Origin of the sequence: Bacillus sp. LNXM65 (assembly GCF_002998575.1) — a bacterium.
Classification (GTDB): domain Bacteria; phylum Bacillota; class Bacilli; order Bacillales; family Bacillaceae; genus Bacillus.
The window spans coordinates 51,261-68,106 of the sequence record NZ_PVRB01000003.1 but is presented as its reverse complement, the minus strand read 5'-3'; the positions used below and the strand labels follow the sequence as shown (position 1 = coordinate 68,106).

12 protein-coding genes and 1 other annotated feature are annotated in these 16,846 nt (G+C 40.8%); of the genes, 7 read left to right on the top strand and 5 right to left on the bottom strand.

Annotation, left to right across the window (positions count from 1 at the left end; genetic code table 11):
- Positions 1-3: 3 nt before the first annotated feature.
- The 3 genes from uvrA to C6Y03_RS06380 form a co-directional block, all read right to left on the bottom strand.
- Complete coding sequence (gene uvrA / locus C6Y03_RS06390) at positions 4-2,880, bottom strand: excinuclease ABC subunit UvrA (protein WP_060597368.1); 2,877 nt, start codon at positions 2,878-2,880, stop codon at positions 4-6.
- Between the two features lie 7 nt (positions 2,881-2,887).
- A complete protein-coding gene (gene uvrB / locus C6Y03_RS06385; protein ID WP_034660110.1) occupies positions 2,888-4,873 on the bottom strand; it encodes an excinuclease ABC subunit UvrB in 1,986 nt (661 codons plus the stop codon).
- A 295-nt stretch (positions 4,874-5,168) separates the two neighbouring features.
- Positions 5,169-5,414, bottom strand: coding sequence for a CsbA family protein (locus C6Y03_RS06380; RefSeq protein WP_012011392.1), 246 nt, complete (start codon positions 5,412-5,414; stop codon positions 5,169-5,171).
- Positions 5,415-5,698: 284 nt separating this feature from the next.
- On the opposite strand from C6Y03_RS06380, the gene C6Y03_RS06370 reads away from it, so the two are divergent.
- From C6Y03_RS06370 to C6Y03_RS06345, 6 genes are all read left to right on the top strand, one after another.
- Positions 5,699-8,230 carry a PEP/pyruvate-binding domain-containing protein gene (locus C6Y03_RS06370; RefSeq protein WP_106039044.1) on the top strand — a complete coding sequence of 844 codons (2,532 nt, stop codon included), beginning with the start codon at positions 5,699-5,701 and terminating at the stop codon, positions 8,228-8,230.
- Positions 8,231-8,320: 90 nt separating this feature from the next.
- On the top strand, positions 8,321-8,893 hold the full coding sequence (locus tag C6Y03_RS06365) for a TetR/AcrR family transcriptional regulator (RefSeq protein ID WP_060597371.1): 573 nt from the start codon (positions 8,321-8,323) through the stop codon (positions 8,891-8,893).
- Between the two features lie 40 nt (positions 8,894-8,933).
- Complete coding sequence (locus tag C6Y03_RS06360) at positions 8,934-10,268, top strand: MFS transporter (protein WP_106039043.1); 1,335 nt, start codon at positions 8,934-8,936, stop codon at positions 10,266-10,268.
- 277 nt (positions 10,269-10,545) lie between these two features.
- Complete coding sequence (locus C6Y03_RS06355; protein ID WP_106039042.1) at positions 10,546-11,529, top strand: YncE family protein; 984 nt, start codon at positions 10,546-10,548, stop codon at positions 11,527-11,529.
- A complete protein-coding gene (locus C6Y03_RS06350) occupies positions 11,526-12,212 on the top strand; it encodes a response regulator transcription factor (RefSeq protein ID WP_106039041.1) in 687 nt (228 codons plus the stop codon). Before C6Y03_RS06355 ends, C6Y03_RS06350 begins: the two co-directional genes overlap by 4 nt.
- The gene (locus C6Y03_RS06345) at positions 12,209-13,624 is read left to right on the top strand and encodes a HAMP domain-containing sensor histidine kinase (protein WP_106039040.1); all 1,416 of its coding nucleotides are present in this window, start codon (positions 12,209-12,211) and stop codon (positions 13,622-13,624) included. The genes C6Y03_RS06350 and C6Y03_RS06345 overlap by 4 nt, the downstream gene beginning before the upstream one ends.
- Before the next feature lie 211 nt (positions 13,625-13,835).
- On the opposite strand, the gene C6Y03_RS06340 is transcribed toward C6Y03_RS06345, so the two are convergent.
- Positions 13,836-15,185 carry an amino acid permease gene (locus C6Y03_RS06340; RefSeq protein WP_066031690.1) on the bottom strand — a complete coding sequence of 450 codons (1,350 nt, stop codon included), beginning with the start codon at positions 15,183-15,185 and terminating at the stop codon, positions 13,836-13,838.
- Positions 15,186-15,260: 75 nt separating this feature from the next.
- Positions 15,261-15,485, bottom strand: a binding site (T-box leader).
- A gap of 90 nt (positions 15,486-15,575) precedes the next feature.
- Positions 15,576-16,250, bottom strand: coding sequence for an NAD(P)H-dependent oxidoreductase (locus C6Y03_RS06335; protein WP_066031689.1), 675 nt, complete (start codon positions 16,248-16,250; stop codon positions 15,576-15,578).
- Between the two features lie 229 nt (positions 16,251-16,479).
- On the opposite strand from C6Y03_RS06335, the gene C6Y03_RS06330 reads away from it, so the two are divergent.
- A complete protein-coding gene (locus tag C6Y03_RS06330; protein ID WP_034660123.1) occupies positions 16,480-16,845 on the top strand; it encodes a winged helix-turn-helix transcriptional regulator in 366 nt (121 codons plus the stop codon).
- Position 16,846 lies beyond the last annotated feature (1 nt).

The following is a 16,846-nucleotide window of genomic DNA, read 5'->3' as shown; positions in this document are numbered from 1 at the left end:
TTTTTATGATGACGTTACACTTTCTGTTTCTTTGACCAACTGTTTCATTCGTTCACGGTCACGTTCTAAAATAGGCTTCAAGTATTGACCAGTGTAAGAAGCTTCTTCTTTTGCAATCTGCTCAGGAGTCCCAGAGGCAATGATCGTTCCGCCGCCTGCACCGCCCTCTGGTCCGAGATCAACGAGGTAATCAGCAGCCTTGATAATATCAAGGTTATGCTCAATCACTAGCACCGTATCTCCGTTTTCGACCAAACGCTGAAGCACTTTTAATAAACGGGCAATATCATCCACATGCAGACCTGTTGTCGGCTCGTCTAAAATATAAAGAGACCTTCCGTTTGAACGGCGGTGAAGCTCAGATGCTAATTTCACACGCTGCGCCTCTCCCCCGGACAATGTCGTCGCAGGCTGTCCAAGTGTAATGTATCCTAGCCCAACATCAAAAATCGTTTGAAGTTTCCGCTTAATTTTCGGGATATTCTCGAAAAATTGGAGTGCGTCCTCCACAGTCATTTCAAGGACATCGGCAATGTTTTTCCCTTTATATGTGACCTCAAGTGTCTCGCGGTTATAACGTTTCCCGTGGCACACCTCACAAGGCACATACACATCAGGTAAAAAGTGCATTTCGATTTTAATAATGCCATCTCCACGACACGCCTCACAGCGTCCGCCTTTGACGTTAAAGCTGAATCTGCCTTTTTTATAGCCTCGTACCTTTGCTTCATTGGTTTGTGCAAACACATCCCGCACATCATCAAATACGCCTGTATACGTAGCTGGATTGGATCTCGGCGTACGGCCGATTGGAGATTGATCAATATCAATCACCTTATCTAAGTGATCCATTCCTTTGATCTCTTTGTGCTGTCCTGGCTTCGCCTTCGCTCTGTGCAGTTTTTGCGCAAGTGATTTTAATAGAATTTCATTCACAAGCGTACTTTTCCCTGAGCCGGACACACCGGTCACAGCTGTAAAGACGCCTAGAGGAAACTTCGCATTGACGTTTTTCAGGTTGTTTTCTTTTGCACCTTTGATCTCAATGTAGCGGCCGTCAGGCTTTCTTCTTTCGATCGGCAGCGGAATAAATTTCTCACCCGATAAATATTGTCCTGTTAAAGATTTCTTGTCCTTCATGACTTCTTCCGGCGTCCCAGCTGAAATCACTTCCCCTCCATGAACACCTGCTCCAGGTCCAATATCAATCAAATAATCAGCGGCCAGCATCGTATCCTCATCATGCTCTACGACAATGAGGGTGTTCCCGATGTCACGCATGTTTTTCAATGTCCCGATCAACCGGTCATTGTCACGCTGATGCAGACCAATGGATGGTTCATCTAATATATAAAGAACACCTGTCAGCCTTGACCCGATTTGAGTCGCCAGACGAATCCGCTGCGCCTCTCCGCCGGATAGTGTGCCCGCTGACCGGCTCAATGTGAGGTAATCTAATCCCACATTATTTAAGAAAGACAATCGTTCTTTGATTTCACGTAAAATGAGCTGGGCAATCTGCAAATCTTTCTCAGACAACTCGATTTCACCATATAAATCAAGGGCATCAGAGACAGACAAATCAGTGATTTCTCCGATATGTTTGCCATTGATCAGAACCGCAAGCGTTTCTTTTTTCAGACGATATCCTTTACATGTCGGACATGGCTGATTGGCCATATATTTTTCCATTTGCTCACGAATATAATCAGAGCTGGTTTCCTTATAGCGTCTCTCAATGTTACGAAGAACGCCTTCAAATTCAATTTCATTTTCACGTACCTGACCAAAATCATTTTCATATTTAAAATAAATCCGTTCAGAGCCGCTGCCATATAAAATTTTATCGAATAAATGCGACGGTATATCCTTCACTGGAATGTCCATGTCGATGCCGTAATGTGTACATACTGCCTCAAGAAGCTGAGGATAGTATTGTGAGCTTTGCGGCTCCCATGGGGCAATAGCATGCTGTCGTAACGTCAAATCCTTATTAGGAATGACGAGCTCAGGGTCAACTTCTAGTTTAGAGCCAAGCCCATCACAGCTCGGGCAGGCACCGAAAGGACTATTAAATGAAAACATTCTCGGCTCAAGCTCACCAATAGAGAATCCGCAGTGCGGACAAGCATGATGTTCACTGAATAACAGCTCTTCTTGTCCAATCACGTCAATCATCACACGGCCTTCACCTAGTCGCAGCGCCGTTTCAAGGGAGTCAGACAGCCGAGCCGCAACGCCTTCCTTCACCACGATTCGGTCAATCACGACTTCAATGGAATGCTTCTTGTTCTTTTCAAGCTCGATCTCTTCTGACAGATCTTCCATCTCTCCGTCGACTCTTACTCGAACATAGCCCTGCTTTCGAATTTGATCAAGTACTTTGACATGTGTTCCTTTGCGGCCAGATACAACCGGAGCAAGCACTTGCAATTTCGTTCTTTCTGGATATTCTAAAATACGATCTGTCATCTGCTCAATCGTTTGGGACGTAATTTCAATTCCATGTATCGGACAAATAGGTTTCCCGACTCGAGCATACAAGAGACGTAAATAATCATAGATTTCAGTAACGGTTCCAACCGTTGATCTAGGGTTCCGGCTCGTCGTCTTCTGGTCAATACTAATCGCCGGAGAAAGACCTTCAATGGCATCTACATCCGGTTTATCCATTTGACCAAGAAATTGGCGCGCATACGCTGAAAGAGATTCAACGTACCTGCGCTGACCCTCTGCATAAATGGTATCAAAGGCAAGAGACGATTTTCCTGAACCAGATAAACCCGTGATGACCACTAGCTGGTCACGCGGGATATTCACATCAATATTTTTAAGGTTGTGGGCTCTAGCACCTTTCACCTCTATTCGTTCCATAGCCATCAGGCAATCATCCTTCCGCTTTTAGCTCTAGCAATAGATCTCTTAATTCTGCTGCTTTTTCAAAATCAAGCGCTTTTGCTGCATCTTTCATTTCCATCTCGACCTTTTCGATCACTTTTTCTCGTTCTTTTTTGCTCATTTTTGACAGCTTTGGTGCTGCATTTGTTTCATATTCTTCCGATTCCTCATGTATCTTTGTTGCCTTAATGGCATCTCTGATTTTCTTATGGATGGTTTGCGGAGTAATCCCAAATTTCTCATTATACGCCTCTTGCTGCTCTCGTCTGCGCTTCGTTTCTTGAATCGCAATATCCATTGATTTGGTCATTTTATCTGCATACATAATGACCCGGCCTTCTGAATTTCTCGCTGCACGGCCAATCGTCTGGATGAGGGATCTTTCAGAGCGTAAAAAGCCTTCTTTATCCGCATCTAAAATCGTCACGAGCGACACCTCTGGAATATCCAGTCCTTCACGAAGAAGGTTGATTCCCACAAGCACATCATATTTTCCGAGACGTAAATCTCGAATAATCTCAATCCGCTCAAGGGTTTTAATTTCTGAATGCAGATAATTGACCTTGATTCCGATCTCTTTTAAGTAATCTGTGAGATCCTCAGACATTTTCTTCGTCAGCGTAGTCACGAGCACACGCTCATTTTTCTCAATCCGCGCATGAATTTCTCCAATTAAGTCATCAATTTGACCTTCAATCGGACGCACTTCAATGATTGGATCAAGTAAACCTGTTGGACGAATAATTTGTTCCACAACCTCTGGAGTTTTCTCAAGCTCATAAGGACCAGGAGTGGCAGATACATGCACAATATGGTTGATATGCTTTTCAAACTCATCAAAGGTGAGCGGTCTGTTATCAAGTGCTGAAGGCAGACGGAATCCGTGATCAACCAACACTTGCTTTCTTGCTTGGTCCCCGTTGTACATCGCGCGGATTTGCGGGATCGTCACGTGTGACTCATCGACAACAATCATAAAATCATCTGGGAAATAATCAAGCAATGTGTAAGGTGTTGAACCAGGAGGGCGCAAGGTCAGATGCCTTGAGTAGTTCTCGATTCCTGAACAAAAGCCCATTTCTCTCATCATCTCAAGGTCATATCTTGTCCGCTGCTCAAGGCGCTGCGCTTCTAGCAATTTTCCATTATCTCGAAGCTTTTCGAGCTGCTCCTCAAGCTCTTGTTCAATATTAATAATTGCTTTTTCCATTTTTTCTTCTCTTGTGACGAAGTGAGATGCTGGGAAAATAGCCACATGTTCACGATCACCGAGTATTTCTCCAGTCAGTGCATCCACTTCACGAATACGTTCAATTTCATCACCGAAAAACTCCACTCTGATACAATGCTCATCACGTGAAGCAGGAAAAATTTCAACGACGTCTCCTCGTACTCTGAAGGTTCCGCGCTGAAAATCTATATCATTACGAGAATACTGAATGTCCACCAGCTTACGAAGAAGCTGATTGCGTTCAATCTCCATTTCAGTACGTAAAGACAGCACAAGCTCTCGGTATTCCTCTGGCGAACCTAAGCCATAAATACAGGACACACTGGCAATGATGATGACATCTCTCCGCTCAAATAACGAGGACGTAGCGGAGTGTCTCAGCTTATCAATCTCATCATTGATGCTGGCATCCTTTTCAATAAATGTATCAGTCTGAGGCACATACGCCTCTGGCTGGTAATAATCATAGTAACTCACAAAATATTCGACAGCATTATTCGGAAAGAATTCCTTGAACTCGCTGTATAGCTGACCGGCAAGTGTCTTGTTATGCGCAATGACAAGTGTCGGTTTGTTCACTTCTTTGATCAGGTTGGATACAGTAAAGGTCTTTCCCGTACCTGTAGCACCTAACAGCGTTTGATGCTGTTTCCCCTGATGGATCCCCTCAACAAGCTTTTCAATCGCCTTCGGCTGATCTCCTTGGGGCTGATAGTTAGAAACTAATTCAAAGCGGTCACTCACATCAAAGCCTCCGTTTCGTTACGAAATCTATCTAATGAATATATTATCATAAAAGAACACAAAAATACGAACTAAAGTTCGGCTCTTGCTTGATTTTTATTTCCAATACAGTCATACCCTCTCTTCAATGGCAAATAACCCTCTTACGAAAACCTTCCTTTCAGTATGGAACATTTTGGTGAGAGATATTCGATGAGCAGAAAAAGAGCACAAAAAGAAAGCTGCACTCACTAGAATTCGTAAGCACAGCTTAAAAAACGTCACCTTTCGGCCTATCACGCTCTTAATGATGACATCAATGATGTTTTTCAGCCTTTTCTCTTTTTTCAATTTCTTTTTTAGCCATATATAATGCCCCAGCTACTAAAGAAATTATATCTAATCCCACAATAAAGTAGGTTTCTGTATAGCCCTTCATGTACGAGGCAAATAAAAGCGCTGCTGTTAATGCAATGCCCACATAATGATTATAAGTAACCTTTGAAAATAAAATAACGAGCAGGAAAGGAAAAACAAGTGCAAATATGGCTTTTGTAATCACAAAAACCCTCCCTCTTCTTGGTCTACTTCCTTGATTATAGTAAAGATTGGCATATTGAACAATTCACAGTTTTCAATTTCACCTATTTTTCTTTCTGTTCGGAGACTTTTGTTATAGATATAGAAGGAAATTAGTGAGAATGTCCCCTTTGTAAAGATAGGTCTTTCCGTCTTTGACAGTAACATCCAATACATCCTATGATTAAAATGATAGTGCGCACTATCATTTTAAAAACTATAGAGAGACATACAAACCATTGGCTATTTGGATAAGGGGGCATTCCCATGTATTCAGTTTTATTTCATGCGGCTGAAGAATCCGCAGCACTCACAGGGGCAAAAGGCCTGAATTTAATTAAATTAAACAATCACGGACTGCCAGTCCCAGATGGATTTATTATCAAAACCAACAGCTTTTCAAGCTTTCTTTCATATCACAACCTGCATCCAACTGAACAAAACCTTGCTAACAAAATCAAAGAAGCATCGTTTCCTTCTCAAATGGAAGCAGAACTCCTTTCGTCCTTTCAATCATTGCGGAAGACTTATCCCTCAGTTGCAGTTCGATCCTCTTCTGTTGCTGAAGATCTCGAAGGCGCCTCATTTGCAGGACAGTACGAGACCTATTTAAATATCAAAACAAATGAAGAATTCTTACAGGCTGTCAAAGAATGCTGGTCTTCTTATTTTGCAGCGAGAGTGACAGAATATAAGGAAGAGATGGATGAAAACGAGGAAGAGATGCCGCTCATGGCTGTTGTCGTTCAAGGATTGATCCATTCTGACGTCTCCGGAGTCATCTTTAGTGAGAATCCCGTATCAGGAAAAACAAATGAAATGATGCTGACAGCAAGCTACGGACTAGGAGAAGCAATCGTCTCCGGGCTTGTGACACCAGACACATTTATTGTAGACAAAGAGACACTTTCTATTGAAAAATCACTTGGAACGAAAGAGCTGCAAATTATTCCTTATCAAGAAGGTGTCATTGAACAGTCAGTAACGGAGGAAATGGCTGGGCAATATTGCCTGAATGATGACGAATTAGTAGAAATCACGCAAATCACCAAACAAGTAGAAGCACTTTATGGACATAGCGTCGATATCGAATTTGGAATAGCAAATGGCACATTTTATTTACTTCAAGCCAGGCCGATTACCGCAGCCCTCTCAAAAGCAGCAGATGAAACAGCGGGTACTTCTTTTCAAATGCAGCCAGATGAGCTGCAGGATTTCTGGATCTCAATGGACGATCATATGCCTGGGCCAACGAGTCCTCTCTTTTCAAGTCTGATCATCCCAGCATTAAAAAGCGGAATGAAGAAAAATGGTGAAAAATATCAAGTACCTGATCTGAATATTAAAAATATCAAGCTTTATAGAGGCCACCTGTACTCAGCACCGTCACTGCCTGAAGCGAGTGCAGAAGCTGCTCCAGTTTTTGATGAGCGCATATTTGAGTTATTTCCGCATTTAAGTGAACGTATGTATGAGATTTTAGAGAAAAATTTCTTTCCCTTTTACGAAAAACTCGATCACCAAATGAAGGAACCTATGACCATTGAAGAAGCCATCATCGGCTTCGAAGAATTAAAGGCTTTTTATATACAAGCCTACGATGATCATTTTGATATTGTCATACCACAAGTTATTCTATCGGCTATGATCGAAGACATGCTTGTGACATATACTGGTGATCAAACACAAGTGGTCCTGCTGCATGAGATGTTGATAGGCGTGATGAACAAATCTCTTGAAACAGACAAGAAGCTTTCTGATTTTGCAAAGAGTGTCCTTCAAGATCCTGAACTTCATCAAGCATTTATGAAGCATGAAAAGAACCCAGAGCTGCTTGATGCACTCAATCACTCGGAAAAAGGCAGACACTTCATTTTGGAATTAGAGGAGTTTCTTCAAGTCTATGGCTGGCGATCTGTTAAAAGTCATGACCTTACGGAAGAAACATGGGTGGAAAACCCTGAGTTTATACTAGATATCATCAGAAACAACATTCAATACCAATGTGATTTTGGTGAAGAATTTGCACAAGCCGTCATCAAAAGACAAGAGACATATGAACATTTTATGAGCCAAGTGAAGGATGAAGCGTTTAAAACAAAATTTGAGACACTTTATCAATTTGCCCTACAGGCCGCTAATATCCGTGATGATCATCACTTCTACATTGATGCCATGTTAGATGCTAAAGCCAGAGTATATCTATTAAAAATTGGCGAACTTCTTGTACAAAAAGGAGCGATTCCTCATCAAGAAGATCTATGGTATCTCTACGATGAGGAGGTACACACAGCGCTCACAACGTCTACAACATTCGATACGGTCATTGCACAAAGAAAAATCGAAATGAAAGAAAATGAAGACATTCAACCACCAGCTTATATGGGCACCCCAACTGAAGCTGAATTGCAGCAAGTGGAAAAAATGCTCGGTTCATTAAGAGAAAATGAAAATAACACAAACGATATGATCTATGGAATTGGCGCATCTAGCGGTATTGTTTCTGGAAGAGTAAAAGTCATTACATGTGCTGAGGAATTCTCACAATTTCAAAAGGATGATATTTTAGTTTGCAAAACAACCACACCTTTATGGACGAGCTTATTTAGAGATGCAAAAGCAGTCATAACCGATGCTGGAGGCATTTTGTCTCATTCAGCTATTATCGCTAGAGAGTATATGATGCCAGCTGTCCTAGGTACCCGAATAGCGACTGAAACACTTCAATCCGGTGACCTTGTGACAGTAGATGGTAGCAATGGACGCATTCAGATATTAAAACAGCATGCACGTGTCTAACTTTATCGTTTTGGGTCATATTGGCGGTCATAGGTTTTATCGGTATACTTACTTTGTTGCAAACACATTCATAACCTGAGGTGAGTATGCTTGTTAAAATCTACAAATCAACGAATCATTCGCGCAACAATGGATTTATTAACTGAAAAGGGCTATCAAAAAACCACAACCAAAGAAATAGCCACAAAAGCGAATGTCAGTGAAGCGACTATTTTTCGCAACTTTAAAAACAAACGCGGCGTCATTGCTGCCATTATGAAAATGAAATCAACACCGACGAAAACCTTAGAAGCAGAATTTAAAGGCGATTTATACACCGATTTAAAGTTTCTCGGTTCCTATTTCCTTGAAGATTTAACTTCAAAAAAAGAATTTATTTATATCAGCATGCGAGAACCGGCTATGTTTAAAGATTTGACCAGTCATGAAAAAATTTATCCTCAAGAACTAAGGGAAATGCTGATACAATATTTCAAAAAGATGAGTGCTCAGCATCATGTCTTAAAAGGAAAAGAAGACATTTATGCAGACATTTTCATTAGTACGTATTTCGGTTTTTTTATTCAGCAGCTAGAGCAAGACTTTCAACTCGTTTTAACACAAAAAGATGATTTTATTGAGACATACACACACATTTTCATGAGAGGAATTTCTCCCGCTTAAAGGGTGGAATTCTTCTTTTTTACAAAAGGTGGTATACACATTGAGGTTACAAAAAGAGAGCTTGATCATCTATTCTTTGTTACTTGGAGCTATACTAGTTCCGGTCAACTCAACGATGATCGCAGTCGCTCTATCATCCATATCAACTTATTATGATCAATCCATTTCAAACATTACTTGGGTTGTCACGATTTATCTTATTGTCATGGCGGTCACTCAGCCTATCGCTGGTAAGTTAGGAGATATATACGGACACCGCCGCATGTATTTAACCGGAGTAACACTCTTTTTAATCGGCTCGATTGGCTGTGCTTTAGCACCTAATCTAGCATTTCTCATCATCTTTCGATCCATTCAAGCAGCTGGCGGGGCTATTTTAACACCGAATAGCATTGCATTGATTCGTGCAACAGTATCACCCGAAAAACTGTCTAAAACAATGGGTTACTTTGGATTTGGTGCTGGTATTGGTGCCGCACTTGGACCTTTTATTGGATCGATTCTCATTCAGAGTTTTGACTGGCATTCCATATTCTTAGTGAATATCCCATTTCTGTTTCTTACACTTGTCACCGGTGTTTTACTCATTCCAAACATAAAGCATACACGCTTACAAGCAAGGGTAGATATCATCGGTTCATTGTATTTAACCATCGGAATTGCCACAATCATTCTATGCACAAAAAGCCAGTTACTAAATGAATATTTAATTTATGGCATTTTAGCATTGATTGTGATTCCTTTATTCTTTAAACATGTACGGAAAGTAAAGAATCCGATCATCGATTTGTCCCTATTTAAAAACAGTTCATTTACAAATGCGAATCTGTCGATCATGCTAAGTAATTTTGTCATGTACGCCATCCTTCTTATTATGCCGCTGTTTATGGAACAACAACTTGCCCTTTCTCATACACAAGGCGGTATGATTCTATCGGTATTTTCGCTTTGTATGTCTCTTAGCGGTTTGCTAGGGGCTAGACTTCATCCGAAAAAAGGCGCGAAAAAAATGATTCGCTTTTCATTTCTCTGCCTCACTTTATCAGGCATCATGTTAATTACACTGAGTCAGTACCCCTCCTTACCACTGCTAATCGTGACACTAATCGCAGGTGGAATTTCATCAGGGATTGGTATGACCAGTATGCAGATGGCTTCTTTAACTGCTGTTGATCAAAGCTTATCTGGTTCGGCATCTGGTATTTTCTCTACCTTTCGATATTTTGGCAGTATCATTTCATCGACATTGATTGGTATCATGAGTGGTTTCCAATCTTTATTTATTGTATTAATGGGCGCAGGAATCCTTGGTTTCCTTTTATCTCAACGCGTCAAAACAAGTTCCACCTCTCCATCATCGGGGCATTCCGCCTAATGACTCCCTGCGCTCTATGTTGATTTAGAGCGGGGGAGTTTTCATCATTTGTATCACTGTAAGCTAGAGCGGGTACAGTAATCAAATATTGAAAATCCTTTTTTAAAGATGAAAAAAAGCCATATGACTAGACAAAAAAGGAACTTTCGATCGAAATTGTCCCCGTTCACCCACCTAAAAGCTGTTTTTCATCTCTTCCAGTACTGATAACTTCGATTTTTTTTCACAATTTTTGTGGTATGCTTTTTGAAAATATAGGACGCAAAGGAGCGGAAGAATGGAACGTGCAAAATATGTTTTGATCTGTTTATCAGCTCTAATATTATTCCTGTCAGGCTGTGGCAAAGACCAGCAATTTAATCCACCTGGCAGCTCTCAATCGATCGCGGTCATCTCTCAATTAAAAAAAGCTTCCTTTTCAATAGTTGATTTACAAAAGAATAAAATGATCTCTTCCGTTGATTTAAAACATCCGCTCACTGACCTTATCCAAATCAACAAAGACGTCATCATTGCAACAAGTAAAGAAGGAGAATCGCTTATCGAAATTAATTTAAAAAAAGGTACAGCAACAGATTATATGGATGTGAATAAAGGGCTGACTTCTCTTACATATGATGCAGCTTCTCACACCTTAATTGCAGCGGATACACAGAAAAATGTCATTTATTTTATTGATACGCAGCGTAAAAAAATAAAAGCAACTGTGAAGACCGGAAAGTTACCTTCTTCTATGACACTTTCTTCTTCAGGTACTTTATTTGTTTTAAATGCAGAAAGTCATACTGTCTCCGTCATAGATATTGAGAAGCAAAAACATATACGTACGTTCTCTGTACTTGAACGGCCTTCTGGTATTCATTTTGATGGAAAGTCCATTTGGGTCGGTGGACACGGTAAACAAGGTACCTTAAATAAAAGCATTTTTTCTTACGACCCAAAAACAGGTAAAAAGCAGCGAGAAATGAAACTAGGCGTTATGCCCGTTGCATTCTTTTCAGAGAAAAATTCTTCTACTTTATATGTACTTTGTCATGGAGATCATACGCTATACAAAGTAGATACAGAGACAAATAAGCAGCTTGCTTCTGTTGAAACTGGTCAAAACCCGAATTATATCACCGCTGATACCACATCAATATATGTGAGTAACTTAGATGACAATTCAGTATCAATTATTGATAAACATACATTCATGATGAAAAATCGACTGAATGTCCCATCAGGACCTTATGCTATCGTGTTGGAGGAAAAGAAATGAAAGAACAAATGAATATTTTAATCGTAGACGATGAGTTCGATATGCTTGAGTTAATCGGATCCTTTTTAAAGAGACAAGGCTTTCACATCATCACAGCTAATAATGGAATGGATGCCTTACGTCAGCTTGAAAAGGAACCCGTTGACCTTGTTGTACTGGATATCATGATGCCTGATATGGATGGATTTGAAGTCTGTCAGCGTATTCGGCAAACATCTCAAATCCCCATTTTATTCTTAACAGCTAGAAGTTATGAGGAGGATCGAATTAGAGGTCTAGAAATTGGTGCGGATGACTACATCATGAAGCCTTTCAGTCTACGTGAGCTTGCAGCAAGAATTGAAACAACCTTGAGACGAATTAGAGGTCTTTCGCTAAAGCGCAGCCGAATACAGATTGGTGACATGGAGATTGATCAGGATGGCAGACAAGTCTATATCCATCAGGAGCCCATTAATTTAACTAGAAGAGAATTCGATTTACTCATGTTTCTTTTACTCAATCAAGGCCAAGTGTTTTCACGAGAACAGCTATATCAAAAATTGTGGGAATCACATTCCACGAGCGGCTCTTTACGAACAGTCGATACACATATCAAAACGCTACGACTGAAATTAAAGGGAGCGGAACGGCATATTAAAACCGTTTGGGGTGTCGGCTATAAGTTTGAGGAGGAAGAATGAAGCCTTTATCGATTAAAAAGAAAGTGCTCTTCTTAATCCTTGTAGTGACCGGAATCGTTGCTGCCTCAGCTCTTGCCCTTACCTATTACTTATACCAGCACTTATATATTGATAAACAGATCGATTCCTTAAGTTTACAAGGTAAAAAGTTGGCACAAATCTATCATAAACACGGGAAAGATACGTATTTTACCGATAGAATAAAATGGGCAAACGACTCAAGTCAGGCGAACATTATTTTTACAGATGACCCAATGGAGCTTTCAAGTGGTCTTCCTTTTGATACGAACACAAATGATAATCTCATTACGTTCAAGGAACGCCAAAAGCTCCTTCAAGGGGAAACCGTCGTGCTGATTAGAGAACACTCACAGTTTCATCAAGATATTCTTGGCATCGCTATCCCTGTTTTCTCAAGCAAAGATGAGCTATCGGGGACAATTTTTCTATCCATGCCCTTATCGGATGTGTATGAACCCTTTGTCCAAATCAGATTGACACTTGGCATATCCATTTTATTGATCCTGCTCCTGATTTTCTTTATCGGATATAAAAGCTCCAATAAAGTCGTGCGGACAATTAATCAAATGAAAGAAATTGCTATGGAAATGGAATCTGGTGATTTTTCAAAACGTATGGCTGTGACCAAAAACGGAGATGAGTTAAACCAGCTGAGCCGCTCCTTTAACAAACTGTCTTCTACCCTTGAAAAAGTTGAGCAGCACCGCAGGGAATTTCTTGCGAATGTCTCTCACGAACTTCGGACTCCGCTAAGTTATATGAAAGGATATGCTGAAGGAATTGAAGAAGGGATCATTGATCAAAAAAAAGGAATGCACATCATCCAGGATGAGGCCGCACGTTTAAGCCGGCTTGTGCACGATCTTTTAGACCTTGCGCAGCTAGAAGGTGATTCTTATCCACTAACGATGGAGCCAATTGTCTTTGCACAGCTGATTCATGACGTTCTTGATCAAATGGCATTTATCGCTAATCAAAAAGGCATTTATCTGAAACGAACACTTGATGAGGATTGTATTGTGTATGGCGATAGCGATCGGCTGCAACAAGTGGTTCGTAATTTACTGGACAATGCCATTCATTACACTCCCTCTGGAAAATCGATCTCGATTGAATTACTAGTTCACCAGCATATGGCTGAATTGAGAGTGACAGATGAGGGCAACGGCATTCCAAAAGAAGACCTTCCACATGTTTCTGAGCGATTTTACCGAGTAAATAAGGCACGTACGAGAAAAGATGGCGGCTCCGGTCTTGGACTAGCCATTGTCTATCAAATCATGAAAAAACATCATGGCACGTTCGATGTTCAATCTGAGCCAGGATGCAGTACGACAGCCATCATTCAGCTGCCAAATACTCCGATCGATGAAGACCTGCCTATGACATAACAAATTAGATTTTATAGGTAGGGTCATTCGCTTGATCCATATATGTGCATCAGTCGTCTAAATTCGAACAGCTATTTTCAGCCCCTTTTTGATCATCTACTTTTATGCATCAATTCCTTTCAAAAGGAGAGTCGATTGCTTCAGTTCAAACAATAAAACTACATTAAAAAAGCGTGCCAGACCTTCTTCAAAAGTCCTGCACGCTTTTAAATTAAACAGCTGTTTCAAACCGCTTTCTATTGATGAAGAAAGAAAGAGTGATGATGAGATAGATACCCATTGTGACCAAGGTTTGAACGATCGGAGTTGTTGATACTACGCCAATAAAAATGGCAATGATCGCAATGACAGAAAACCATGTCGTGAAAGGATACAGCTTGACGCGATATCCTCCTGGTGCTGTTACGCTTCGAGACTTTAGATGCCCGACAGCAATAATAAACCAGATGAATAAGACTGTGTAGCTTAAAGATCCCATTAAATAATTAAAGGTTTGACTTCCTACAAAAAGAGAGATTAATACGGCTGCATACAAAGTAGATGTACATACTAGAATTGCTCTGACTGGCACCTGCTGTTTCGACAGCTTAGAAAAACCTTTCCATACACGGCCATCCATCGCCTGTGTAAATAGTACCCTTGAAGAAGCATACAGACCAGAGTTCATAGAAGACAAGATCGCTAGTAAAATAATCCCGTTCATGATATCACTTGCATATGGCACACCAATCGTTGCAAACACCGTGACGAATGGACTCACTTGCTCATTGTTTACTTGATTCCAAGGAATCAAGCTGACGATGATGAAGAACGGAAGTACATAAAAACCGATGATTCGTACAAATGTACTTTGAATGGCCTTTGGGATGACTTTTTCAGGGTTTTTTGTTTCTGCTAATGTGACCCCAATCATTTCAGTTCCCCCATATGAATACACGACCACCAGCATTGCCGCAATTAAGCCGCCCGTTCCATTCGGGAAAAATCCCCCGTGGTCGGTTAAGTTGGATAATCCCGGTGCTGCATGCTGTCCGAATGAGACAAACAGCATCGTTAACCCAATGATAATAAATAAAAGAATGACAGCAATTTTTATAGAGGCTAACCAGTATTCTGTCTCAGCAAACATTTTGACTGAACAAACATTGATCAATGTCACAACAAGTGAAATGATTAACACAAGTGTCCATATTGGTACTTGCGGGAACCAGTACTGAATAAAGATTGCAGACACGATCGCTTCTGCTGCAATGTTCAGCACCCACATTTTCCAATAGATCCAGTCTAAGAAATAGGCGGGGTATTTGCCTAACACAGGTTCAATTAAATCACGAAATGTTCTAGCGCCAGGTCGTGCAACCGTCATTTCGGCAAGTCCTTGCATAATAAATAATAAAATAAGACCACCAATCATATATGCCAAAATGACAGCAGGGCCCGCGATATCAATGGCAGAACTGCTTCCTTTAAACAGACCAGCACCGATGGCACCGCCAAGTGCGAGCATCATGATATGCCTTGACGTCATTGTTCGTTTTAACTGCACATGTTCCTTTTCCATTTTCTATAGCTCCTTTAAATTTGAATCTTCAGACAAATATAAGATAAAAGCATATAAAAAGGCCAGTCATCTCCTTGAAGAGACGACTGACCTTGCAACCGCGTTACCACTCTTATTGATTCAGACATAGCTGAATCCAACTTGAAACCCGATAACGGAGGTCACACGTAAAGACTTACTATTCATTCAGTCTTGCCGCTCCTTGAGCGAGTTCAATGATTCGTTTTACTGCGTTGCACCACCCCGCAGCTCTCTTAGAAAACGGATATTCATTTACTATTCTCAAGTCAAAGCGTTTTATAGTCAATTTGTCTATTTATCAAAGATTTTATTTTTTAAATATACTGACTAACCACGCAATTGTCAACAGCCTTTTTCAGACATTTTCTTTTAACGAATCCAAACGGCTACTTCATCCATCGGACGACGCGTTTTGCCGCGCTTTGGCTCAATGACTCGATACCCAAAGGCTGCCATGACAGAGATGTCGTACTGACCATCTTCAAGTAATTCTTCTTCCTTAAGAATACGATGAATCTCATCGTAGCTGAATCCCTCAACAGGGCATGAATCAATGCCGATTTGTGCCGCGGCTGTCATCATATTTCCAAGGGCAATATACGTTTGTTTGGAAGCCCAATCGAAGAGCGTACGGTCATTTTCCATCAAATGAAGATCATTCTCTTGGAATTCTTTGTAGCGTTCTTTTACCATTTCAAACGTTTCGTCTGTCATTCCCTTGATTTCCTTGTTGATGTATTCTGCATATGCTGAATCATACCGGGCGTCTGTTCTTGCCAAAATGATCACAAAATGGCTGGCAGTTGGAAGCTGCTTTTGCGCACCCCATGTATATTCTTTTAATTTCTCTCTAAATGCTTCATTTTGAACGACGAGAAATTTCCAAGGCTCAAATCCGACAGAGCTTGGGGAAAGTCTTCCTGTTTCTAAAATGAACGCAAAGTCATCTTCTGGAATCTTTTTCGTCGGGTCAAACTCTTTTGTCGCATGACGGAATTCATACGCCTCAATGATTTCTTTTTTTAATTGCTCTTTGTCTCGCATGGTATTCATCCTTTCTAGTGAACGATTAGGGTGAGAAGTTTCATCAATCCAATTTCTTTCCATTCCCATATAGAAATTGTTATGATAATAAAACAAACAGCCCGAATGTGTGATGTGATATCTCTATGGTAAAAGAAAAGCTTCCATTGATTCAAGTACGCACATTTTTGTTCGTTAGGTACAATCATGTTCGTTTATCACCCATTTCGTCTTAGAAAGGAGTGTAAAGATGAGTGCACCATCCAATCCAGTCAGTATTGTCAATCATGGCTGTCCCGTTTCAACCACAACGAGTGTAATAGGAGGAAAATGGAAAGGAGTGATCCTTTATCATTTGACTTGCGGTCCAAAACGATACAACGAATTACGCCGGCTTCTGCCAAGAATTTCTCAGCGTGTTCTCACGCTGCAATTGCGCGAGCTAGAACAAGACGGCGTTGTTCACAGAAAAGTCTATGAGGAGGTCCCTCCTCGTGTCGAATATTCACTCACTTCTCTTGGAGATACTTTAAAACCCATCATCTTCGCTATGCGTGAATGGGGCGAATCCTATGGAAAAGAAGCTCGTCCAAAAGAAAAAAGCTGCCATCTCTAGC